Source organism: Flavobacterium gyeonganense (assembly GCF_029625295.1).
GTDB classification, from domain to species: Bacteria; Bacteroidota; Bacteroidia; order Flavobacteriales; family Flavobacteriaceae; genus Flavobacterium; species Flavobacterium gyeonganense.
Genome location: NZ_CP121112.1, coordinates 3762926 through 3786258 on the forward strand (window position 1 = coordinate 3762926; position 23333 = coordinate 3786258).

21 protein-coding genes and 1 pseudogene are annotated in these 23333 nt (G+C 33.4%); 11 read left to right on the forward strand and 11 right to left on the reverse strand.

Annotated features, from left to right (window positions below):
• Window position 1 precedes the first annotated feature (1 nt).
• The 8 genes from P5P89_RS16120 to P5P89_RS16155 all read left to right on the forward strand — a co-directional run bounded on the left by P5P89_RS16120 (window position 2) and on the right by P5P89_RS16155 (window position 6792).
• Entirely contained in the window at window positions 2-1669 is a 1668-nt protein-coding gene (locus P5P89_RS16120; protein ID WP_278009246.1) for a glycoside hydrolase family 16 protein, read from the forward strand.
• A gap of 80 nt (window positions 1670-1749) precedes the next feature.
• Window positions 1750-2505 carry a glycoside hydrolase family 16 protein gene (locus P5P89_RS16125; RefSeq protein ID WP_278009247.1) on the forward strand — a complete coding sequence of 252 codons (756 nt, stop codon included), beginning with the start codon at window positions 1750-1752 and terminating at the stop codon, window positions 2503-2505.
• Between the two features lie 315 nt (window positions 2506-2820).
• Window positions 2821-3405 (forward strand): RNA polymerase sigma factor, encoded by a 585-nt coding sequence (locus tag P5P89_RS16130; protein WP_223681599.1) that lies wholly within the window; start codon window positions 2821-2823, stop codon window positions 3403-3405.
• A 50-nt stretch (window positions 3406-3455) separates the two neighbouring features.
• Window positions 3456-3599 carry a hypothetical protein gene (locus P5P89_RS16135; RefSeq protein ID WP_223681598.1) on the forward strand — a complete coding sequence of 48 codons (144 nt, stop codon included), beginning with the start codon at window positions 3456-3458 and terminating at the stop codon, window positions 3597-3599.
• A gap of 500 nt (window positions 3600-4099) precedes the next feature.
• A complete protein-coding gene (locus P5P89_RS16140) occupies window positions 4100-5164 on the forward strand; it encodes a tetratricopeptide repeat protein (protein WP_278009248.1) in 1065 nt (354 codons plus the stop codon).
• Between the two features lie 565 nt (window positions 5165-5729).
• Complete coding sequence (locus tag P5P89_RS16145; protein WP_278009249.1) at window positions 5730-5900, forward strand: hypothetical protein; 171 nt, start codon at window positions 5730-5732, stop codon at window positions 5898-5900.
• Window positions 5901-5983: 83 nt separating this feature from the next.
• The gene (locus tag P5P89_RS16150) at window positions 5984-6325 is read left to right on the forward strand and encodes a hypothetical protein (RefSeq protein WP_278009250.1); all 342 of its coding nucleotides are present in this window, start codon (window positions 5984-5986) and stop codon (window positions 6323-6325) included.
• 32 nt (window positions 6326-6357) lie between these two features.
• Window positions 6358-6792, forward strand: a complete 435-nt coding sequence (locus P5P89_RS16155) for a tetratricopeptide repeat protein (protein ID WP_278009251.1) — start codon at window positions 6358-6360, stop codon at window positions 6790-6792.
• Between the two features lie 15 nt (window positions 6793-6807).
• Here P5P89_RS16155 and P5P89_RS16160 read toward each other — a convergent pair whose 3' ends face one another.
• On the reverse strand, window positions 6808-7464 hold the full coding sequence (locus P5P89_RS16160; protein WP_278009252.1) for an endonuclease III domain-containing protein: 657 nt from the start codon (window positions 7462-7464) through the stop codon (window positions 6808-6810).
• A 225-nt stretch (window positions 7465-7689) separates the two neighbouring features.
• Here P5P89_RS16160 and bcp point away from each other — a divergent pair, with 225 nt between their 5' ends.
• Window positions 7690-8142 carry a thioredoxin-dependent thiol peroxidase gene (gene bcp, locus P5P89_RS16165; protein WP_223681594.1) on the forward strand — a complete coding sequence of 151 codons (453 nt, stop codon included), beginning with the start codon at window positions 7690-7692 and terminating at the stop codon, window positions 8140-8142.
• A gap of 75 nt (window positions 8143-8217) precedes the next feature.
• On the opposite strand, the gene P5P89_RS16170 is transcribed toward bcp, so the two are convergent.
• From P5P89_RS16170 to P5P89_RS16195, 6 genes and pseudogenes are all read right to left on the reverse strand, one after another.
• Window positions 8218-10938: a DNA gyrase/topoisomerase IV subunit A gene (locus P5P89_RS16170; RefSeq protein ID WP_278009253.1), complete on the reverse strand. Its 2721-nt coding sequence runs from the start codon at window positions 10936-10938 to the stop codon at window positions 8218-8220.
• A 133-nt stretch (window positions 10939-11071) separates the two neighbouring features.
• On the reverse strand, window positions 11072-12940 hold the full coding sequence (locus P5P89_RS16175; protein WP_278009254.1) for a DNA topoisomerase IV subunit B: 1869 nt from the start codon (window positions 12938-12940) through the stop codon (window positions 11072-11074).
• A 162-nt stretch (window positions 12941-13102) separates the two neighbouring features.
• A complete protein-coding gene (gene pncB / locus P5P89_RS16180; RefSeq protein ID WP_278009255.1) occupies window positions 13103-14278 on the reverse strand; it encodes a nicotinate phosphoribosyltransferase in 1176 nt (391 codons plus the stop codon).
• Between the two features lie 82 nt (window positions 14279-14360).
• Window positions 14361-15341, reverse strand: a complete 981-nt coding sequence (locus tag P5P89_RS16185; RefSeq protein ID WP_278009256.1) for a transglutaminase domain-containing protein — start codon at window positions 15339-15341, stop codon at window positions 14361-14363.
• Entirely contained in the window at window positions 15341-15868 is a 528-nt protein-coding gene (locus tag P5P89_RS16190; RefSeq protein ID WP_278009257.1) for an NADPH-dependent FMN reductase, read from the reverse strand. The genes P5P89_RS16185 and P5P89_RS16190 overlap by 1 nt, the downstream gene beginning before the upstream one ends.
• 134 nt (window positions 15869-16002) lie before the next feature.
• A pseudogene (locus P5P89_RS16195) lies at window positions 16003-17458 on the reverse strand (TonB-dependent receptor).
• An 88-nt stretch (window positions 17459-17546) separates the two neighbouring features.
• Here P5P89_RS16195 and P5P89_RS16200 point away from each other — a divergent pair.
• Both P5P89_RS16200 and P5P89_RS16205 read left to right on the forward strand, forming a co-directional pair.
• Window positions 17547-18311, forward strand: a complete 765-nt coding sequence (locus tag P5P89_RS16200; RefSeq protein ID WP_278009258.1) for an MBL fold metallo-hydrolase — start codon at window positions 17547-17549, stop codon at window positions 18309-18311.
• A gap of 13 nt (window positions 18312-18324) precedes the next feature.
• Window positions 18325-18828: a hypothetical protein gene (locus tag P5P89_RS16205; protein ID WP_278009259.1), complete on the forward strand. Its 504-nt coding sequence runs from the start codon at window positions 18325-18327 to the stop codon at window positions 18826-18828.
• A 79-nt stretch (window positions 18829-18907) separates the two neighbouring features.
• On the opposite strand, the gene P5P89_RS16210 is transcribed toward P5P89_RS16205, so the two are convergent.
• The 4 genes from P5P89_RS16210 to P5P89_RS16225 all read right to left on the reverse strand — a co-directional run bounded on the left by P5P89_RS16210 (window position 18908) and on the right by P5P89_RS16225 (window position 23206).
• Window positions 18908-19552 (reverse strand): alpha/beta hydrolase, encoded by a 645-nt coding sequence (locus tag P5P89_RS16210; RefSeq protein ID WP_278009260.1) that lies wholly within the window; start codon window positions 19550-19552, stop codon window positions 18908-18910.
• 72 nt (window positions 19553-19624) lie between these two features.
• Window positions 19625-19951, reverse strand: coding sequence for a hypothetical protein (locus P5P89_RS16215; protein ID WP_278009261.1), 327 nt, complete (start codon window positions 19949-19951; stop codon window positions 19625-19627).
• 4 nt (window positions 19952-19955) lie between these two features.
• On the reverse strand, window positions 19956-21212 hold the full coding sequence (locus P5P89_RS16220) for a dihydroorotase (RefSeq protein ID WP_278009262.1): 1257 nt from the start codon (window positions 21210-21212) through the stop codon (window positions 19956-19958).
• 65 nt (window positions 21213-21277) lie between these two features.
• On the reverse strand, window positions 21278-23206 hold the full coding sequence (locus P5P89_RS16225) for a vWA domain-containing protein (protein ID WP_278009263.1): 1929 nt from the start codon (window positions 23204-23206) through the stop codon (window positions 21278-21280).
• Between the last annotated feature and the right edge of the window lie 127 nt (window positions 23207-23333).

Below are 23333 nucleotides of genomic sequence, written 5' to 3' on the forward strand. Positions count from 1 at the left end.
CATGAGCAAAAAAATAATCATAAAAATAGTATCCTTATTTGCGATTCTCCTGATGATTGGTTGTCAGAAAGATGATTACACTTTTGGAGACATAACTGCTCCAACAAATATTCAGATAACTGCTGAAATTGTTGGAAAAACAGCTGCGGAACCCTATGGAGACGGATCAGGAATTGTTAAACTTGTAGCTACAGGAGATGATGTTATTTCATATAGATATGTATTTAGCGATGGGACTTCAGAAAATTCCCCTGGTGGACATTTTGATAAACGATTTACTAAAACGGGCGTAAATAAATATATAGTTACAGCTATTGCTTACGGAAGAGGAGGTATAGCTAGTAATACTACGATTGAAGTTGAGGTTTTAAGTAATTTTAGTGATCCGGAAGCAGTTGACTTTCTAACTGGAGGATCGTCTAAAAAATGGTATTGGTCGGCTTCTGAACCAGGACATTTAGGGGTGGGACAAAATGATGGTGATGCAACTAAAAATTATTATGCGAACTATTATCAGGCAGGTGCATTTGAAAAAGCAGCCTCACCAGTCAGTAGCTGTTTGTACGAAAACGTATTGACTTTTTCTTTAGAAGGAGAACAATTAAAATACGAATTGAATAATGGCGGTTCTACCTTTTTTAATGCTGCTTTTGCAAGTGTAGCAGGAGGAAGTTCACCTGATGACGCTTGTCTGGCATATAATGCAGGAGGTGTGAAAAATGTATCCCTGAGTCCGTCAGAATCTGTTGTGACTAAAAATCCTAATCATGCTACACAAACAAGAGGTACTATGTTAAATTTCTCTGATGGTGGTTTTATGGGGTATTATATCGGTCAGAGTTCTTATGAGATTTTATCTATCACGGCTAACAGGATGGTAGTTAGAGCTGTTATGGGGGGCAATCCTGCACTAGCGTGGTACCATATATTTACGACAACAAAACCAACTCAGGTTCCGGATACAGATGTAGATTATACTAATTTGGTATGGTCAGATGAGTTTAATACTGATGGTGCTCCTGATCCGGTTAAATGGGGTTATAATTTAGGAACCGGAGATAATGGCTGGGGAAATAATGAAAAACAAAATTATACTAATTCTGCGACGAATGTAATCGTTCAGGGCGGAAGTCTTAAAATTACTGCCAAAAAAGAATCTTCCGGAGGAGCCGCTTATTCATCAGCAAGATTGGTAAGTGATAATAAATTCAAATTCAAATACGGAAAAGTAGAAGTAAGAGCCAAACTTCCAACAGGTGCCGGAACCTGGCCTGCGATCTGGATGTTAGGACAAAATTACGCAACAAGTCCGTGGCCTGCCTGTGGTGAAATTGATATTATGGAGCATGTAGGAAACAATCAAAATGTAATTCATGGTACACTCCATTATCCAGGTCGCTCTGGAGGAAACGCTGACACAGGCAGTAAAACAATCGCCAATGTTTCAACTGAATTTCATGTATATAAAGCGGTTTGGAGCCCGGCATCCATAAAAATATATGCTGATGATACACTCATACATTCTGTTGCGAATACTACTTCGTTGCCGTTTAACAGCGACTTCTTTTTAATATTAAATGTAGCAATGGGAGGAAACCTTGGAGGGAATATCGATCCTGCTTTTACACAGTCTTCTATGGAGATTGATTATGTAAGGGTATATCAATAAAATAATTAATTAATATGATGAAAATTGGAAGGTCAGTTTTTGCTGGCCTTCTTAATTTCTTAATTTAAAAAAATATTGACATGAAAAAAGTAATGTTGCTTTTTATAATTAGTAGTTTTTGCATGGCGCAGGGACTAAAAAGAAAACTGATTTGGGAAGAAAATTTTAATAATAAGGTAAACGAATCTGTATGGAATTTTGAAGTCGGTGACGGATGTCCAAATCTTTGCGGCTGGGGAAATAATGAAAGACAAATTTATACCAAAACCAATCATGAAATAAAAGAAGGTAATTTGGTCATTGAAGCCAGAAAAGAAGGCGAAAAGTATACTTCTACAAAAATTACCACTAAAGGAAAAAAAGAGTTTTTGTATGGCCGAATTGAAGCAAGGGCAAAACTGCCCATTGGTCATGGTCTATGGCCAGCATTTTGGATGTTAGGTGCCAATATTGATGAGGTAAAATGGCCTAAAACGGGAGAAATTGATATTTTAGAGTATATAGGCAGAGACCCGCATATGGTTTATACCACCCTGCATACTCAGGACAGTCATGGAAATACAATTAATACCAAAAGAACTGAGTTTCCTAAGATAGAAGAAGGATATCATATTTATGCGATTGAGTGGAATAAAGATAAAATTGATTTTTTCGTTGACGAAATTTTGGTTTATACTTTTAATCCTGAAGTTAAAAATGAAGATACCTGGCCTTTTAATAAACCATTTTATATCATTATTAATTTAGCTGTTGGAGGAAATTTTGGAGGGCCGGCTGTTGATGATACAGTTTTGCCTCAAAAATTTTATATTGATTATGTCCGTGTATATAAATAATATAAAATAACTACTATTAAAAAAAGGGGTGTAACTTGTTTGAAATAAATAATTTAGATAAGTGCACTTCTTTTTTTAATTGTTAAAACATTTAAATTATTTAGGATTTAAACGCACTTTATCGATAAAATTTAAAATTAATTATTATTATTTCGAATTTTACTACTAATTATTCTTCTGTTCATTTGCTTTTTAAAATAAAAATGTGTTAAATTTGGACATATTATTAACAAACTCAAAAAAGATAAGCCTATATAATAAAATTACTTTTTAGAAAATTACTCCAAATTTAAACAACTAAAAAAGTAGTATATTATGGCTGATCTGCATATTCCTGACGCTCTATTGGTTAAAAATTATGTTGAAGGCAATGAAAATGCTTTAGCAACATTAATAAAAAGGCATGAATCTAAAATCTATGGATTCATATATTCAAAGATTGCTGATAGAGATATTTCAAATGATATTTTTCAGGATACATTTATTAAGGTTATTAAAACTTTAAAATCCAACTCATACAACGAAGAAGGTAAATTCCTGCCTTGGGTGATGCGAATTTCTCATAATTTAATTGTGGATCACTTTCGAAAAACCAAAAAAATGCCAATGTACAGAGAAACAGAAGAGTTTTCGATTTTTTCGATTATGTCTGATGATTCTTTAACTATTGAAGGTAAAATGATTTTGGACCAGGTCGAAGTTGATCTTAAAAAACTGATTCAGGAGCTTCCCGATGATCAAAAAGAAGTATTGATAATGCGCATGTATCAGGATATGAGTTTCAAGGAAATCTCTGAATTAACCGGTGTAAGTATCAACACAGCATTAGGCAGAATGCGTTATGCACTAATGAATTTAAGAAAAATAATTGATAAGCATCAAATTATTTTAACCAATTAATACTATTTTAGATATTGTCGCGTTATACTGGTATAAAACATTTTCATAGTATGGCGAAAATTTACTCTAAAAAGACATTAGCTTCTAAAGATTTAAAACCAAACAAAGAAGTCGTTTCTTTTTTATTAAGTTATTCACAAGCTTTAAAAGTTGTGAAAATCGATAATAAAAGTTTTGAAGTTATAGCTAATTAAACAGCCCACTACTTTGTCGGATGTTTATTCGAAAGAGAACCAAATGGTCGTTTTGGTCGAAAGCTCACTATTCGTATTGAAATACAAATAGTGAGTTTTTTTTGTTTACTACATGTGGTTTGTAGCCTGTTTAAAACATTTGTAATACAGAATGTCTTAAAATAGCTAATCTTGTAAGTAATTATTTCTTTTAAATACACATATGAAAAATAATTTGTATTTTATTTGTGTATTCATTTTTTAATTCTATTTTTAGATAAAAAATGAATAACCTTCAAAAAATGATGTAAAAAAAACATTTATAATTTTAATTCAGTTAAAAAATGATTTTTTTTATATGTAGTGAATGTTTAACCGTATAAAATTTGTTGATATGATAAAAAACTACCCTAATTTTTCTATCTAGTTTGATGAAGCTTTTAAATCCCATCAGATTTATAAGTCTGCAGTTTTGCATCTAAATGCAGCCCAAATCTATTAACCATCAAACTAATCTAAACATGAAATTAAAATTTATAATGTTATCAATGCTGTTGATACATGTTGGAGTATATTCTCAAAAGTCTCAAATAAAAGATGCCCAATCTTTGTTTGAAAAAGGAAAATCTGATGAGGCAATTGTAATTTTAAAAAAGACAGAATATCTAATTCTAAATGCCCCGGATGAAGAAAAATCAGATTTTTATTTCTTAAAAGGAAATGTGTTAAAGGACCTGGCTCTCAAAAACATTGATGCTGCCAATAATTTTTCTGCTGCATCACAATCTTATCAGGATGTAATTTTATATGAAAATGAAGCTGGTAAATACAAACTTTCCGTAAAAGCAAATCTGGCTTTAAAAGATATGAAGTCAAAACTTGTTAATGGTGCAATCAGTGATTTTAAGGCAGGTAATTTTAAAGAGAGTGCTGAAAAGAGCTATAAAGTATATTTATTCGATAAAAAGGATACAATGAATTTGTACAATGCTGCTGCCGCTTATTTAAATGCAAAGGAATATGTTTTAGCAATCCAATATTATGAGCAGTTAAAAAAAATCAACTTTTCAGGAAATGGAATTCTTTATTACGCAACCAATAAGAAAACAAAAGAAGAAGAAGCTTTTATCTCTCCAAAAGCAAGAGAATCCTATATTCAGGAAGGACTTTATGAAAAACCAAGAAATGAAGCTATTCCTTCCAGAAAGTTCGAGGTAAATAGAAACTTAGGATATGCTTATTTGGAGAGAAAGGAGTTAGTAAAAGCAGAGGCGACCTACAATTATCTTTTAGAATTAGATCCTAATTATATTGATGCGTACATCAATCTGGCTTATTTAAAACTAGAATCAAAAAAAGAAATAGTAGACAAGATAGATGCTTTGGGAAATTCTAAAAAAGAAATGCTGGAGTATGATAAATTGTCAGCAAAAAAAGATGATATAATAAAAAGTGCCATTCCTTATCTTACAAAAGCACTTACTATTGAGCCAAAAAATCCAGAAGTTACAAAGATGCTTTTAGGAATTTACAGATCTTTAGATATGACAAAAGAGTATAATTCTCTAAAGACAATTAGTAATTAATAATAATAAATTTTATTAGCTATTAATTGTTCAAAAGAGAATTAGGAGTTTAAATTTTAAACTTAAAAGCTTTAGTTTTATCGAGATTTTTTATTTCGAAATAAAAAACAAATCGGCATTTTGCATGAAAGCTCACTATTCGTATGAAAATACTGATAGTGAGTTTTTTTGTGCAATAATTTAATGATAAAATAGATAATCAATCTTAAATGTATGGATGACATAAATAAAAAGATTTACGGTTTAAATTTTTAATTAGTTAAAAGAATTGTACTTTAATTAGGATTTTTATTATTACCGTGTTAAAGTTTAGTGCTTTGTTATTTTGCCTGATTTTTATCTTTAGCTTATTAAAAAAAGCTTTTATTTTGTACAAATCAAATCTAGATTTGTCGCATTAGAAATGGGTCGGAAGAAAAGTAAATAATAATAAAATAAAAATTTAAAGCATCAATTTTAACATCTATGAAAAAAAACTACGATAATTTATTTTGTTTTGTTTGCACCTTTTAAATATATACTACATTCAATTAATCAATTATTTAATAATCAAACTAAACAAAAAATGAAAAATAATATTAAAATACTATCCTTTCTGTTATTGGTCAATGTTGGGGTATTTGCCCAAAAAGATCAAATAAAAGAAGCTCAGTCTTTTTATGATAAAGGAAAAATCGAAGAGTCATTAACAATTTTAAAAAAATTGAATATCTTATCGTCAATGCTCCTGACGTAACCAAATCTGATTTTTTTTACTTAAAAGGAAATAGTTATAAAGATTTAGCAAATAAGAACATAGATCCTAAAAATAATTTCACATTGGCTTCTGGGGCATATCAGGACGTACTTTTGTATGAAAATGATTCACGCCATTACAAATATGCTTTTAAGGCAGATTTAGCTTTAAAAGATATTAAGTCAAAACTCGTTAAAGGGGCAATTAGTGATTTCAAAGAAGGGAAATACAAAGAAAGTGCTGATAAGAGTTATGAAGTTTATTTATTTGATAAAAAAGATACCTTAAACTTATACAATGCAGCAGCAGCTTCCCTAACAGGTAAAGATTATGTATCATCTATCAAATATTACGAGGAACTAAAAAAAGGAACTATACAGGAACAGGAACTATTTTTTATGCAACTCATAAAAAGACAAAATTAGAAGATGCTTTCGTTTCTTTAGGTGCGCGTGATTTGGCCGTTAGTGAAGGTGTATACGAGAAACCCAGAAATTTTTCTCCTCCTTCAAAAAGAGAAGAAGTTTTAACTAATCTGGCTTTTTCATATTTAGAGAGAAATGATTTTGCTAATGCAGAAAAAAATTATCAGGATGCTTTACACATAAATCCTAATTGTATTAATTGTTGCATTAATCTCGTTTTTGTCAAAATGGAATTAAAAAAGGCATTGTTAGATCAGATGAATGCACTGGGAAATACTCCAAAAGAAGTAAAACAATACGATGAATTAAATGCTAAAAAAGATGAGATTGTAAAAAGTGCAATACCGATTCTTAAAAAGGCTTTAATTATCGAACCAGGCAATGAAGAAGCAAAAAAATCACTTTTAGGTATATACAGAGCTCTGGAAATGACTAATGAATATAATGCTTTGAAAAACAGTAAATAATTTATAAGGAAGCTGCTAAACTTTCTTTTTGGCAGCTTCTTCTATTATTGATTTTTTTCCAATAGTTCTTGTAATAATATCTTTTTCCAGACTCCAGCCCCTTGCAGGAGAATATTCACGTCCGTACCAGATAATCTGCAAGTGTAAATCATTCCATAAATCTCTTGGAAATAACCTTTTAGCATCTTTTTCTGTCTGGACTACATTTTTTCCGTTCGAAAGATTCCATCGGTACATCAATCTGTGTATATGCGTATCAACCGGAAATGCCGGAACCCCAAATGCCTGGGACATCACGACACTAGCTGTTTTATGGCCAACAGCCGGCAAAGCTTCAAGAGCCTCAAAACTTTGAGGAACTTCTCCGTTATGTTTTTCAATTAAAATCTCAGATAACCCGTGAATCCCTTTCGATTTCATTGGTGACAACCCGCAAGGACGAATAATTTCCTTAATTTCTTCTACAGACAGTTTTACCATATCATATGGATTATCAGCCTTAGCAAATAATAAAGGCGTAATCTGATTCACACGCACATCTGTACATTGTGCCGAAAGCAATACAGCAATCAATAAGGTATAAGGATCTTTGTGGTCAAGCGGGACAGGTATAGTAGGATAGAGTTCTTTTAACGTATTTATAACAAATTGTACTCGGGCTTCTTTATTCATTTCCGTATTTTTATTACCGTAAAAATAGCATAATTTTGATGATGTGCCTAATCCGGCTTTTCGTTTCAACTCCTCATTGTCAAAGTAACATTTTTAAGCATTAACAAGAGCTTCCGCTGGTCGCTTTCTTAATGCAAAAAATGTAAACTTTTACAATTCCGGGGTTTTCACTATAATCCGGGGCAGAAAAAACAAGTAACAATTCATAATTCATAATTATAAAACATGACGACATTACAAAAAGGGGATAAAGCACCCAATTTTTCAGGAACAGATCAGGACGGAAAAACACATACACTGGCAGATTATAAAGGAAAAAAGCTCGTAGTTTTCTTTTATCCCAAAGCAAGTACACCGGGCTGTACCGCAGAAGCCTGTGATTTAAGGGATAATTTTGAGCGATTTAAAGCTAATAATTATGAACTTTTGGGTGTAAGCGCTGATAGTCAGAAGGCGCAATTGAAATTCAAAGACAAATACGAATTCCCTTTTCCGCTTTTGGCAGATGAAGACAAATCAGTAATCAATGCTTTTGGAGTGTGGGGACCAAAGAAATTCATGGGAAAAGAATATGACGGAATCCACAGAACCACTTTTGTAATTGACGAAAACGGAATAATCGATGAGGTTATTTCACAGGTGAAAACAAAAGAACACGCAGCTCAAATTTTGAAATAACTAATGAGTAAAGTACAATAATACAAAATGCCCTTTTTTTCGAAAAGGGCATTTTTTTCTATTTCTATTTTCAAATTATTCTAAAACCAGACCAATCTGACCGTCGTCATCTAATTCAGTTTCTACAGGATCGTCTTCTGAAATTTCAGGTCTTTCCGGAACTTCTTCAACAGGTTCTTCGTAAGGAAGCGGTTCTAATAAATTGACTTGTCTTAACTTTTCTGTTGTTAATTGATTTCCTAAAGCTTTAAAACCTTTTACGGCTATAAAGTCTGCTACATCTATATGAAGATCTTCTTTCTGAACACCTTTTACTTTTGCAAAAACCAATTGTGCCACCGGACGATAATCTGTTGATACAATTTCCAACTGAGAGTTCGGATGATCGGTAATAAAGATTTCTTCTTTGCCTTCATTTTCCACAAGGAAACGCTTTAAGAAATAGCGCTCTTTTTCACCATCGTAATAAATTGCAGAAATTGGTTTCTTAGGTTTCCATTTTTCCAAAACAATCATATCTTCTTCAAAGTGAGTTGATAACTCCGGAATAATTACTTTTAGTTTACCGGATTGACTGATGACCAAAATTTTATCCGTTGGTTTGAATTCGCCTAGTAATTCTCCTCTTCCGTCAACATTTAAACGTTTTACAGTGTCATCAAACCAGACTTTTCTTGGAAGTAAGGTCGAAATTCCTTTTTCTTTTAATTCTATTTTCTTAATTGGGTATTTGGTTACCAGGTTTCCTTTAGAACTACGTCCTTTGATTGCTAGTTTGGCAAAATCAATATCGAATTTCAGTTTTTTAATTGTTCCAATTTGTCTTAATAAGATGGTAACCACCTCAGCTTCACCGTTTGGATTATGTGAGAAATAAACAACCTGAGAGCCTTTGGTGCCATTCGTCAAATCATAAGCTTTGTCTCTGGTAACTCCGGTAACATTGAAACGTTTTATGTAAGATGGCCCAGATTTTCCATCACGATAAATCATATTGTAAATCGTACGTTTATCGTTCTTATCAAATACAGCCACATGAATAATATCTTTACCTACAAAAGTTTTGGCATCTACTTTTGTAATCATCATTGTACCATCTCGTAGAAATACAATTACATCATCAATATCAGAACAATCTCCCACATATTCGTCTTTCTTTAAACTCGTTCCTACAAAACCTTCTTCGCGGTTCACGTATAATTTTGTGTTACGCAAAACAACTTTTGTAGCTTCAACGTTATCAAAAACACGAAGTTCAGTCTGGCGCTGGCGTCCTTTTCCGTATTTCTCTTTTAATTTCGTGAAATAGGCAATCGCAAAATCGGTTAGATGTTCCAAATTGTATTCTACCTCTTTCATTTCTTCTTCCAGCCTCGAAATCAATTCATCAGCTTTATCAGAATCAAAACGAGTGATACGAATCATCGGGATTTGAGTTAATCTTTGCAAATCTTCATCTGTAATTTCTCTTACGAATGATTTTTTGAAAGGCTCAAAACGATCATACAAATACTTGTAAAGTGATTCTCTGTCTCCGTATAATTTGAAATCGATATACATTTCTTCACGAATGAAGATTTTTTCTAAAGTAGAAAAATGCCATTTATTCTTTAATTCTTCTAACTGAATTTCTAATTCCTGACGCAGTAAATCAACCGTTCTGTGTGTGGAGATTTTCAACATTTCAGAAACTCCGATAAACAAAGGTTTGTTATCTTCAATAACACAACCTAAAGGAGCTACAGACGTTTCACAAGCTGTAAATGCAAATAAAGCATCAATTGTTTTATCAGGAGAAACACCCGGGAAAAGGTGAATTAAAATCTCTACATCAGCTGCAGTATTGTCTTCAATTTTCTTGATTTTGATTTTACCTTTTTCATTGGCTTTCAAAATACTATCAATCAAAGTCGAAGTATTAGTAGAAAACGGAATCTGCGTAATCACCAATGTATTTTTATCCAACTGTGAAATCTTAGCACGCACACGTACACGTCCGCCGCGCATTCCGTCATTATAATTCGAAACATCGGCGATACCAGCAGTCATAAAATCTGGATAAAGCGTAAACGGTTTTCCTTTTAATATTTTAATAGAAGCATCAATTAATTCATTGAAGTTATGAGGCAGGACTTTCGTCGAAAGACCAACTGCAATACCTTCCGCTCCCTGAGCTAAAAGCAATGGGAATTTTACCGGAAGATTATTTGGTTCTGCACGACGACCATCATACGAAACACCCCAATCTGTAATTTTTGGAGAATATAAAACCTCCAAAGCAAACTTAGATAAACGTGCCTCGATATAACGTGAAGCTGCAGCGCCATCCCCTGTTAGAATATTTCCCCAGTTTCCTTGACAGTCTATCAATAAATCTTTTTGACCGATTTGTACCATTGCATCACCAATACTCGCATCTCCGTGTGGGTGATACTGCATGGTGTGACCTACAACATTGGCAACTTTATTATAACGACCATCATCCAGCTCTTTTAAAGAGTGCATAATACGACGCTGAACAGGCTTGAATCCGTCTTCGATAGCAGGAACTGCACGTTCCAGAATTACGTACGAAGCGTAATCCAGGAACCAGTCTTTGTACATTCCGGTTACTTTCGTTATAACGTCTTCTCCCTCTTCTTCCTCATTTTCGTAAAAATGCTGCCCTTCAAAGTTTTTAGCATCTACGTCGATAATCTCATCGTCATCTCCATTTGGATTGTCATCAATCTGATTTTCATCCTGATTATTTTCGTCGTCGTTTGGAATAATGTTATCGTCTTCTTCGTCTTTCATTTTTTATGCTGAATTATTTCAGTATTTTTTCTATTTAAATTTAACAGAAGTATTTTCAATTCCCCAGTTACTGACTGAGGTTTTACATTTCAAAAACGCAGTCAGTGTCTGCGTTTTTCAATTTCTAAAAATATTAAACCTCCTCAAGCTCATCAATTTCCACCTTCAGATTCTTGATAATAAACTCTTGTCTGTCCGGTGTATTTTTACCCATGTAGAAAGACAATAATTGCTCAATCGAAGTGTGTTTATCCATCATAACAGGATCAAGGCGAATTGTGTCTCCAATAAAGTTTTTGAACTCGTCTGGCGAAATCTCTCCTAAACCTTTAAATCGAGTAATTTCTGGTTTTGGTTTCAGCTTTTCAATCGCATCTTTTCTTTCTTCTTCAGAATAACAATAAATTGTCTCTTTTTTATTTCTAACCCTGAAAAGCGGTGTTTGCAAAATATACAAATGTCCTTCTTTGATTAATTCCGGGAAAAACTGTAAAAAGAACGTAATCAAAAGCAAACGAATGTGCATACCATCGACATCGGCATCGGTTGCGATTACAATGTTGTTGTAACGTAATTTTTCTAATCCGTCTTCGATATCCAGTGCTGCTTGTAACAAGTTGAATTCTTCGTTTTCATACACGATTTTCTTCGTCATTCCGTATGAATTCAAAGGCTTACCACGTAAACTGAAAACCGCTTGTGTATTAACGTCACGTGACTTAGTAATCGATCCAGAAGCCGAATCTCCCTCGGTAATAAAAAGCGTACTTTCTAAGTTTCTTGGGTTTTTAGTGTCTGGAAGATGTGCACGACAATCTCTTAATTTTTTATTATGCAGATTGGCTTTTTTTGCACGATCTGTCGCCAGTTTTCTAATTCCTGACAATTCTTTTCTTTCGCGTTCAGCCTGAAGAATTTTACGCAGTAAAGCCTCAGCTGTCGGCGGATTTTTATGTAAATAATTATCTAATTTGGTTTTGATAAAATCGTTTACAAAAGTACGTACAGAAACTGGAGGTGTTCCATCATCTGAACCCATATCGGTAGAACCTAATTTGGTTTTAGTCTGAGACTCAAAAACCGGCTCCATTACTTTAATACTAATCGCACTTACGATTGATTTACGAACGTCTGATGCTTCAAAGTTTTTATTGTAAAACTCACGAATTGTTTTTACAACCGCTTCACGATACGCAGCTAAGTGCGTTCCTCCCTGCGTTGTATTCTGACCGTTTACGAATGAGTGATATTCTTCGCTATACTGCGTTTTACTGTGTGTTAAAGCGACTTCGATATCATGATCTTTCAAGTGAATAATCGGATATTCTAAATCATCTTCATTAATTGTTTCTTCTAATAAATCGCGAAGACCGTTTTCTGAATAGTATTTTTCACCGTTAAAAATAATCGTCAAACCATTGTTCAGATAACAATAGTTTTTGACCATCTTAATCACATATTCTAAACGGAATTTATAGTTTTTAAAAATCGTTTCGTCTGGTGTAAAAGTTACTTTTGTTCCTTTACGTTTTGTAGTGTCAATAACGTCTTCTTCATGAACAAGATTTCCAGCAGAGAATTCAGCTGCTTTTTGTTTGTCGTCACGAACTGATTCTACCCGGAAATAATTAGACAAAGCATTTACTGCTTTTGTTCCGACACCATTCAGACCAACTGACTTTTGGAAAGCTTTCGAATCGTACTTTCCTCCTGTATTCATTTTCGAAACTACATCGACCACTTTACCCAATGGAATTCCACGTCCGTAATCACGAACAGAAACTGTTTTGTCTTTAATGGTTATTTCAATAGTCTTTCCGGCACCCATAACGAATTCATCGATACAGTTGTCCATAACTTCTTTTAAAAGAATGTAAATACCATCATCCGGTGATGATCCGTCCCCTAATTTCCCGATGTACATACCCGGACGCATACGAATATGTTCCTTCCAATCGAGTGAACGAATATTATCTTCGTTGTATTGATTTTGCTCTAGCATAAATGAATTTAGGATTTTTGGCTAATGTACCATTTATCGGTAAAAAATAAAAGCGTATTCTTTATTTGTTATGAATAATAACAGTTTAAAACCTATTTAAATTGACTTGTAAATAATAACTCCAATAAAATTATGAAAAAACTGATTTTTTAGCAAAAAATACTATTTGATTCCGAGTACTTGTTTGGCTAAATCAATCATTTCGGATGTTCCCGTATTTTTGTTTTTTTCATCAGAAAGTTTTACAACGCCTTGCCAGTGTGTGTGGTCGGTTTTTGTTTCCGTTAATTTAATGACCATATTCATCGATGGCAGGCCGACATCATTGGTAAAATTAGTCCCAATTCCAAAAGACATTTTAATTTTATCCCTGCAGAAACCGGTTATGATTTCTACTTTATCAAAATTAAGGGAATCGGAGAAAACAATCGCTTTAGATTTTGGGTCAATTCCATTTTTGGTATAATGCGAAATTACCTTTTGAGCAAATTCTATCGGATCACCGCTATCATGGCGTACGCCATCAAAAAGTTTGGAATATTTTTTATCGAATTGACTAAAAAATATATTTGTTGTATAAGTGTCTGTCAAAGCGATTCCGAGGTCGCCCCCGTAAACTTGGGTCCAGTGTTCCAGGCTGATTGAATTAGCCATTTTAAAGCCATATTGCGCCGCATGAAACATAAACCATTCGTGTGCGTGAGTTCCTAAAGGTCTTCTGTTGTTGAGCATTGCAAAGTGCACGTTGCTGGTTCCCATGAAGCTTTCTGAACCATAAGTTCTCAATGTTTCATTTACTAAATAATGTACATCGTAAGAATGACGACGTCTGGTCCCAAATTCTAAAACAGAAACTCCAAGTTTGTTGTAATTTTCAATTTTGTTTTTGGTCAGTTCTTTTATGGCGTCATCATTTAACCTGATTAAAAGATTCGATTTATAAAAGAGTTCAGAAATTAAAGCCATCAAGGGGACTTCCCATAAAATAGTACGGTACCAATAACCTTCAATTGTAACTTTGATTTCTGAGCCTTTCTGAGTAATGTAGACTTCTGAGGGATCGTAACTATATCCCTGGAGAAAGTCTAAATAAGTAGGATCGAGGTACGGGCAATAGTGCGATAAATAATTCTTTTCGTCTTTGGTTAATCTCAGATCCGCCATTGCATCTACTGATTTTCGAAGTAAATCGGAAAAACCTGGAGGGAAAACATGTTTGCCGCGATTGATAAATCCATAACGAACTTTTGCTTTTGGAAAAAGCCTGATTACAGCATGCTGCATCGTAAATTTATAGAAATCATTATCTAAGATCGATTTCAAAAAAGTTGTTTCCATAATTCAGGTCGTTACTATTTTATCACTAACTACTAAGTTACGTCAATTCAGTAAAATAAGAAAGAAATCTGGTTAGCGATAATTATTTTTGAATTACTTTAAAAGAAGCAATACTGTTTGTATCCAGATAAAATGTAATATAATTTCCGATAGTATTATCAAAAGTAACCTGAAATTCTAAACCACCTCTTTTTTCTTTTGAGTTTGTTATTCTGACAGGCTGGTTCTTTTTATTTAAGTAATAAAACTGATCTGATTTTGAAATGTTTTTAATCAAAAAAGTTATTTTATCACCATTATTGACTTCAATTATTCCGGATTCAGGTGTTATAATTTTATTATCTCCTGTAATGGTTTTGTTGTAAATTAAAGGGTCATTCAAAAACTCATCTTTATTTAATTTTCTATTAAGAAAGGAACCTGAGTCAGGAAAATGTTTTGCAAAAAAATAATCAGGCTCAGTGTCAAAATAAGCAGGATCAAAATCTTTTACCATTCTGCCCTTACTGCTGTCATAATAACCTTGTCCCCAGGTAACGTCAACTAATCGCCATTTTCCATCAATTAAAACGATGTTCCATGCATGATTTGAAGAAGTGCTTTTTCGGCCGATGTCAGCCAGCCTTGTTTTGGAGTCGCCTCGGATAATCTCTGATTTAATTCCCACCAATGCATTCAAATGCTGAAATAAAAGGGTAAAACCTTCGCAGACTGCTTTTTTCGATTTGAAAGCCTTTTGAAGTATTTGGTTATTAAACTCTTGTATTTTTTTTTGCTTTTCTGCTTCATTTCGATAAGAAAAACGCATTGATCCAGGAGAATTTAAAAAAGCATCATAATCATATTTTATGTTAAACGCGATCCAGCTGTAAATTGCCCTTGCTTTGTCATAATCTGAATTAAAATCTTTGTCGATTTTTTGAGCCAGTTCTTCAGTACTGTCAAAATTTTTAGGATATTTTAGTATAATACCGTCAATAGCATTCAGTTTTTGAGAGTAGGAGAGATGAAATGTAATGACATTTAAAAAAATAAATGCAAAAAAGAATGGTTTAAATTTCATTAATTAAAACTGTTTTTTACAATAGTTTTTAGTTCATTATCAAATTCGGGATTTGAAATTTTATCTTTTTCCAAATCAAAATTAGCATTGAAGGAAGGTAATGAAAAGAGGGCTTTTATCTGAGCGCCATATCTTGGAAATGCAGTTTTTGCAATTTCTAAAACAGAAGCACCGCCTCTCGCCCCAGGTGAAGTTGCCATTAATAGCATTGGTTTTTGCTGGAACACATCTTTTATAATCCTGGAACTCCAGTCAAATACATTTTTAAAAGCAGTTGAATAATTTCCATTATTTTCAGCCAAAGAAACCACAAGGATATCAGCACTTTCTATTTTTTTTAGAAATAATTTTGCGATTTCATGCTGTCCTATTTCTTTTTCTAAGTCAACGCTGAATAAAGGCATTGCAAAATCATTCAGATCTAAAACTTCAATTTCTGCATTTTCAAATTGATTTGCGGCATAAGCTGCTAAATGTCTATTGATAGATTGTTGGCTGTTACTTCCTGCAAAGGCTATAATTTTCATGGTTTATTTTTTAATTAAAAATACTAAAATTAAATTACAATTAAAACGCTGTAAATTGAAATAAATTTTACTAAAAAAAGTCCAAAAAAGAATCATTTCTTTTTTGGACTTTTATGATTTTGAATAAAGTAAATTTAATTCTGTTCTAATTGTTTTTCCGGATGATAACCAAAAAGATGATGTTCTTTTATAATTTCGGCAACTCCGGATGGAAGCATTGGTTCCCAGCCAGGTTTTCCCTGACCAATCATTTTTAATACTTCACGGGAGAATACATTTAGAATATCAGGATTGTAGTCAACAATATCAACTACTTTTCCGTTGAATTTAAAGAATTTGTACAATTCTTTCATTCTTGGATGTACTTTCAGGTTTTCAGAAGTAATAATTTCGCCATTTTCGCCCAGCATCGGATATAAAAATACTTTCATATCGCGATAGAATAATTTTCCAAAGGCTTCAAGAATTCCTCCACTTAAATGGCGGTAATATTTCTCGTCAAAAATGTCAACCAGATTATTTACACCCATTGCAAGTCCCATACGGGCTTTGGTGTAGTTAGAGAAGTATTCAACCACTTTATAATATTCCTGGAAGTTAGAAATCATAACGGTTTGTCCTAATGAGCAAAGCAATTCAGCCCTGTCCATAAAATCACGTTCATCGATTTCTCCGTCTGAACGTAAATTTGAAAGCGTAATTTCAAAAACTACTAAAGTATTTTCTTTTTCAACCTTATTTTCTTCCAGAAACATTTTTAAAGATTTCCTGTACATGTCCACATTTACATTGGTAACAGGGCGGAAACTTCCTCTGAAGGCAAGAAGGTTTTTTTGTATAAAATAGCTGCAGGTAAAATATTTTTTCCTTCCGGATTGAACATTACAGCATCAGTCATGCCGTTTTTAACCAGCTGCAAGCTCATCAGACGATTGTCAACATCGGCAAAACGAGGTCCTGAGAAATTAATCGTATCGATCTCTAACTGATCTTTATCTAAATGATCGTATAAATGCCTAAGTAATTTTTTAGGATCATTATAGGTGTAAAAAGCACCATAAATCAGGTTAACGCCTAAAATTCCTAATGTTTCCTGTTGTAATCGGGCATCGGTTTCTTTAAAACGGATGTGCAGAATAATTTCGTTATAAGCTTCATCAGGTTCTATCTGGTATCGGATTCCGACCCATCCGTGGCCTTTAAACTGTTTGGCAAAATCTATCGTGGCAACAGTATTCGCGTAGCTAAAAAAAGTTTATTTGGATGCTTTTCACGGCTTAAACGCTCTTCAATTAGTTCCCCTTCAAAGGTTAACATTTTTTTTAGTCGGTTTTCGGTAACATATCGTCCATCGCTTTCTGTACCATAAACTGCGTCACTAAAATCTTTATCATAGGCAGACATTGCTTTTGCAATTGTTCCTGATGAACCTCCGGATCTGAAAAAATGTCTTACAGTTTCCTGTCCGGCACCAATTTCTGCAAAAGTTCCGTAAATATTTTCATTTAAATTAATGCGTAATGCTTTGTCTTTTATAGAAGGAATCTGAGCGATGACCTTGTCACCTTTGAGTTTTATTTCTGTGCCCATTTTATTTTGAATAGATTTGTTACAAAGTTAGTAAATTAGCGTTCTAATGAAAGAGAAATAATCCCTATTTTTGTAAAAAAAAGTTCAATTGAAGATTTATTTTTTAGGTACCGGTACTTCTCAAGGTATTCCCATCATTGGGATTGATCACCCTGTTTGCAAGAGTTTAGACGCTAAGGATAAAAGACTTCGTGTGTCGATTTGGATCACATGGGGCGAGCATTCTTATGTTGTAGATTGTGGACCTGATTTCAGGCAGCAAATGCTTTCCTGCGGCTGTCGAAAACTTGATGCCATTTTATTCACACATGAGCATGCTGATCATACGGCCGGTTTAGATGATATTCGTCCTTATAATTTCAGGCAGGGAGAAATTCCCGTTTATGCCCACAAGCGAGTGATTGATAATTTAAAAAAGCGTTTTGATTATGTTTTTGAAACAGTCAATAAATATCCCGGCGCACCAAGTGTAAAAACTATTGAAGTAATCAATAACAGGCCTTTTGCTATTGGAGATAAGATGGCTGTCCCGATAAATGTTATGCATGGTGACTTGCAGGTTTTTGGGTACAGAATCGATGATTTTGCTTATTTAACAGATGTAAAAACCATTGACAAAACAGAAACTGAAAAATTAAAAAACCTGAAAGTCCTGGTTGTGAATGCACTTCGCGTAGAACCTCATGACACGCATTTTAATTTACAGGAAGCACTTGATTTTATCAACTTAGTAAAACCTGAAAAGGCTTATTTAACACACATTAGCCATGTTTTAGGATTTCATGAAGAAGTTCAGAAACAGCTTCCTGAAAATGTTTTCCTCGCTTATGATAACTTAGAAATTACAATTTAATTATACCTACAAAATGAAGAAATCCTTAATGCTTTATCTTTTTTTATTAGCAATTCTAATGAATATTTTTACTTATATGTTTTACAGCAGAGAAGTAAAGTTTGAAAAGGAGAGATATGATAAAACGACTAAAAAGCTTAGAGACAGCATCAATCTGGTTTCTACAAAACTGGCTGAATCCAACTATTTTTCGTTGGAAAACAATGAAAATGCTCAAAATTATTTTGATAACAGCGCTTCTGGCGGAAAGGTAATTTTATATGAAAAGCTGATTCCGGCAGTGACTGAAAAATTATTGGATTTAAATGCTAATCCAAACGGAAATCCTTACACAGGACAAGATAAAATTGGGCCTAATAAATTTATTATCAACAAAGTAAAAATATTAAATCACAGGTGGATTATTGCTGATTACAGTAATGGTGAATTATGGGGAGAGGTATTATTGAAATACTTTGTTGACGATAAGGAAAATATAAGTTTTGAAGTAAATCAAACCTGGTTATATCAAAAATAGGATTTTTAAATCCTATTTTATAATTAACAAAATCCGATACAAGTTGTTGTATCGGATTTTTTATGTAAGGTAATTTGAACTATCCGGCCAGCCAATTCTTAAAATCAAAGAAATTCTGAGGCGCAACACCATGACCAACCGGATATTCCTTATAAGTAACAGGAATATTTAATTTTTCTAAAACAGCAGGTGTTTTTCTCGCCCATTCAATTGGAATAACCTGATCTACAGTTCCGTGTGAGGCGAATATTTTGAGGTTTTTGAAATTATTATTTTCAAAACCTTCTTTTATGATTTCTTCATTAAAATAGCCGCTCATTGCCACAACCCGCTGAATTTTTTCAGGATAGGATAGTGCCGTAGCATAACTTAAAATAGAACCCTGGCTAAAGCCGATTAAAGTTACATTATTAGCATCAATTGGATAGTTTTCGATCAATTCATCAATAAAACCAGCGATTATATCACGTGAAGTTTTAGCCTGCTCGTTGTCTGAAAATTTATTTTGGTCTGCGTCAAAATTAATGGCGTACCAAGCATAAGCTCCATATTGTAAATCGAAAGGTGCTCTTGCAGAAATTACATAATAATTATCCGGAAGTTCTGTAGCAAACGAAAACAAATCGGCTTCGTTGCTGCCGTATCCGTGTAATAAAAGCAACAACGGATTTTTATCTAAAATTACTTTTGGCTCTTGTATTTTATATTCTAAAGATAAATTCATTTCTAATTGTGAATTGTAAAATTTATGCTGTTTTATAAAAATTAAACTTTTACAAAGTTATTGGAATTTCTTTTAGCCTATTGATTTAAACCATTTCTGATATAAACCGCCAACTAAAGGCACGGGTCTTGTCTGTCCTTGTATGGCACTAAAAATTCCATAAGTCCACAAAACAGACATGCAGATCCACATTGGAAACGTAATCAGAAAACTGTCAAAAGGGCTAATAATTAAGGCCAGGGAAATGAAAGTAATCGATAGCCCTAAAGCCTGACGGATATGAAAAGAAGCAAAACTGTTTTTGTTTTCCGAATTCATGCTCATGGCAATCAGGACACCAATAATCAGAATATAGCTGGTAATGGCAATTGATTTTCCTTCTTCTACTGAGTTATTCATTTTATTATTTTGTAATGACAAGTTGATTTTGATTTAAAATTCCGTATACAGAACCATTGATTTCAGTTCCTAAAAAAGCAGAATTTTTAGATTTTGAAAGAATATTTTCTTTTGTAAAAGTTGACCTTCCTTCCGGAGTAAAGAATGTGAAATTAGCTTTTGCTCCTTCTTTTATGATGTTGTTTTCTAAACCGAAAACGTCTCTTCCTGAAGTTAATTTTGCTACCACGGTTTCAATTGGCAAAACCGTTAATAATGCTCCAAAAGTGCTTTCCAGACCTATCGTTCCGTTTTTTGCCGTATCAAATTCCATTTTTTTGAATTCAATATCAATTGGGTTATGATCTGAAGTAATCATGTCGATTGTTCCGTCTAATACTGCATTTAAAAGAGCTGTTCTGTCAGCTTCGTTTCGTAGTGGAGGTGTAACTTTAAAGCGGGTATCAAAACCTTCCAGTTTTTCATCTGTCAATACTAAATGATGTACAGAAACACTGCACGTTACCTGTAAGCCTTTTGCTTTAGCTTCTTTAATTAATTCGACTGATTTCCCTGTGGAAATAGTTGGAATGTGAAGTTTTCCTCCAGTATATTCCAATAAAAATAAGTTTCGGGCAATTTGTAATTCTTCGGCTAAATTCGGAATTCCTTTCAAACCTAATCTTGTTGAAACAATCCCTTCATTTGCCACTCCGTTTCCTTTGATGTTGGCATCCTGCGAATAGGCAATTACCAAACCATCAAAATCCTGCACATATTGTAGGGCGATTTTAAGCAGATTGGCGTTGTCCAGACTTTTATTGTAATCTCCAAAAGCGATGGCTCCGGATTTTTTCATGTCAAACAATTCTGCCATGTCTTTTCCTTCGCTGGCTTTGGTCAAGGCAGCAATAGGAAATAATTCTGTAGCAAAACCATTTGCTTTGTTTTTTACAAAATTTACCTGCGATTGATTATCAATTACAGGATAGGAGTTTGGTTGTAAAGCAATGGCTGTAAATCCGCTTTTTGCAGCTACATTCAGTCCGTTTGAAATCGTTTCCCTTTCTTCATAGCCTGGTTCTGCAAAAGAAACACTACTGTCAAACCAGCCTTGAGAAAGATGTAAATTTTCCAGCTTAACTTCGGTTGAGTCGTCAATGTCAAGAATGGAAGTTCCTATTTTTTCTATTAAACCATCTGCAATTAAAAGATCAACTGTCTGATTGTGAAACGGACTTTTTGGATCGATAATTTTGGCGCTTCTGATGATTATTTTCATATGTAGATTTTTTTTGTCGTAAAATGATTTTTTGTAAAAACAAGACGTTTTAGAAATCGTGCAATCTATTTTACAAATTTAATAATGGCCATTTCCAATGCTAAAAATAACAGTGCAAAGATAACAAACCATTTCCAAATTTGGCTGTCAGTTCTTTCTGTTTGTAGTGTATTAAAAATGGTTGAAATCGTATCGGCAGTTTTGAAATCTGAAACTACGTTTGTATTTACCTGATTCAAATCGCTTTCGCTTCGGTTGTAATTGAAACTCAGGTTTTCGACTGATTCTTTTTTATCGTAAATACTGTAATTTCCAGCTGTGTCCGGGAAATCATTGAAAGTTAATTTGACCTTATTGTTCAGGATCTGATGAATCGGAATAAATGAATCTTCCTTTCCTTTCACTTCTAAAATCGCATCTTTGCTCAATAAAACATCTACAAAATAAGGCTGATTATTGCCAATAGTCAAAGCATTTACGCCTGTTTTTTGATTGTTTTGCCCTATTTTATAAAATAAAGGCACAATTAGCGGAGATTGCTGGAAGTTAGAATTGGTGCTGTTTATTGGTGCTGAAAAAACCGTAATCCCTGCAACCGGATTTTGGATCATGGTCACAAAAGGACTTTGATCTTCATAAGATAAAACAGCCGGATATGGACTGGAAATATCAAAAGAAGAATTGGTTTTTGGATATTGGAAATTCGTGATTTTATTCTCAAAAACACCTGAAAACAACGGATGGTCAAAATTGATTTTTGTTATCAGTTTATTTTCTGTTTTTAGAGTGTTAAATTGAATTTTTCCAAAATTCCCTAAAAAAGTATTTAGATTTGAAACGGAACTTTTTTCAGACGGAATAATAACCAGATTACCGCCTTTTGAAACAAAAGCTTTTAAAGTCGTCTGTAAAGCCTGCGGAATTTCGGTTAATTCATTCAGGATTATAGTGTTTTGTTTTTCTAAGCTATTGTAATCTAAAGAGGTGGTTGGGTAATTGTTGTAATTGAATTCTGCAGGAGTGTAAATTCTGGATAAGAAATTGCTTTTTTCCGGTTCTCCAATACTAATCACATTTGTTTTTTTAGCTCTTGAAATGCTGAAAAAAAGTGTATTGTCATAAGAAAGACCGTTGTCTTCGATTGTCACATAACCATGAAAAGCTTCTTTTGGAATGGTGAAATTGACCTTCTTTTTCTTCGAATCAAAGTTAATAATTGTTTTGGCAATTAGCTTTTTCTGATTGTACAATGCTATCGAAACAGGTTTAAAATCCTCACCGTATGCCGATAAATTGATTCCTATTTCGTAGAAATTTTCTAAAGTCTGATTGATAAAAACGCTGTCAATAGAAATGTTGTTTTTTTGTTCTGCTTCCGGAATGATAAAATAAGGTTTTTCTTCGAAATCCATATTTTTTACCTCTTTTTCGGATAAACCAACAGCATCAGTGATAATAACAATATCCTTTTTATGGATGGATTTGTGTGCTTTTATTTTTGCAGTTATGGCTGAAAGTTCAAATGGAGTAGCACTGTATTTTAAATTCTGGAGCGCACTTTTAGCCGATTTAATATCTGTGTTCCATAAATTTTCAGTGTTGGTCAGTAATGAAAATTTAGTAGTTTCTGGTGTGTTTTCCAACAGTTCCTGAACAGCACGTTTTAATAATTCGCCTTTTTTTCCTTTAGCCTGCATACTGAATGAATTATCCAGGACAATGTACATTTCGTTTGAAGCATTTTTACGGTCTTTCGCTTCAAAAAAAGGCTGGGCAAAAGCGATAATAACACATGTAAGGAGTAATAAACGGGTGGCCAGCAATAAACGCTTTTTGATTTTCGAGCTTTTACGGGTTTGAACCGCAAGTTCTTTTAAAAAGCGGACGTTTGTGAAATATGAGGTTTTAAAACGTCGTAATTGAAATAAATGAACCAAAATTGGAACAATCAATAAGAACAGAAAGTATAGAATTTCGGGGTGTTTAAAATGCATTCAGGCTTTGATTTATTTCACTACATTATATTTTCGCGAATGTGCCTGCCAAAAATACAAATTTGTTGAGAGTTAAAAGCGGTCAAAGCAGGATTTTTATTTAAAAAGATATTTGAATAATATAACT

Bases quoted from the DNA above. Each gene is read 5' to 3' on its own strand.
- P5P89_RS16135 (WP_223681598.1), top strand. From the start codon at position 3,456: ATGGCGAAAATTTACTCTAAAAAGACATTAGCTTCTAAAGATTTAAAA.
- pncB (WP_278009255.1), bottom strand. From the start codon at position 14,278: ATGGAAACAACTTTTTTGAAATCGATCTTAGATAATGATTTCTATAAA.
- P5P89_RS16170 (WP_278009253.1), bottom strand. From the start codon at position 10,938: ATGAAAGACGAAGAAGACGATAACATTATTCCAAACGACGACGAAAAT.
- P5P89_RS16160 (WP_278009252.1), bottom strand. From the start codon at position 7,464: ATGAATAAAGAAGCCCGAGTACAATTTGTTATAAATACGTTAAAAGAA.
- P5P89_RS16175 (WP_278009254.1), bottom strand. From the start codon at position 12,940: ATGCTAGAGCAAAATCAATACAACGAAGATAATATTCGTTCACTCGAT.
- P5P89_RS16145 (WP_278009249.1), top strand. From the start codon at position 5,730: ATGAAAAATAATATTAAAATACTATCCTTTCTGTTATTGGTCAATGTT.
- P5P89_RS16120 (WP_278009246.1), top strand. From the start codon at position 2: ATGAGCAAAAAAATAATCATAAAAATAGTATCCTTATTTGCGATTCTC.
- P5P89_RS16185 (WP_278009256.1), bottom strand. From the start codon at position 15,341: ATGAAATTTAAACCATTCTTTTTTGCATTTATTTTTTTAAATGTCATT.
- bcp (WP_223681594.1), top strand. From the start codon at position 7,690: ATGACGACATTACAAAAAGGGGATAAAGCACCCAATTTTTCAGGAACA.
- P5P89_RS16130 (WP_223681599.1), top strand. From the start codon at position 2,821: ATGGCTGATCTGCATATTCCTGACGCTCTATTGGTTAAAAATTATGTT.
- P5P89_RS16140 (WP_278009248.1), top strand. From the start codon at position 4,100: ATGAAATTAAAATTTATAATGTTATCAATGCTGTTGATACATGTTGGA.
- P5P89_RS16220 (WP_278009262.1), bottom strand. From the start codon at position 21,212: ATGAAAATAATCATCAGAAGCGCCAAAATTATCGATCCAAAAAGTCCG.
- P5P89_RS16125 (WP_278009247.1), top strand. From the start codon at position 1,750: ATGAAAAAAGTAATGTTGCTTTTTATAATTAGTAGTTTTTGCATGGCG.
- P5P89_RS16210 (WP_278009260.1), bottom strand. From the start codon at position 19,552: ATGAATTTATCTTTAGAATATAAAATACAAGAGCCAAAAGTAATTTTA.
- P5P89_RS16225 (WP_278009263.1), bottom strand. From the start codon at position 23,206: ATGCATTTTAAACACCCCGAAATTCTATACTTTCTGTTCTTATTGATT.
- P5P89_RS16190 (WP_278009257.1), bottom strand. From the start codon at position 15,868: ATGAAAATTATAGCCTTTGCAGGAAGTAACAGCCAACAATCTATCAAT.
- P5P89_RS16205 (WP_278009259.1), top strand. From the start codon at position 18,325: ATGAAGAAATCCTTAATGCTTTATCTTTTTTTATTAGCAATTCTAATG.
- P5P89_RS16215 (WP_278009261.1), bottom strand. From the start codon at position 19,951: ATGAATAACTCAGTAGAAGAAGGAAAATCAATTGCCATTACCAGCTAT.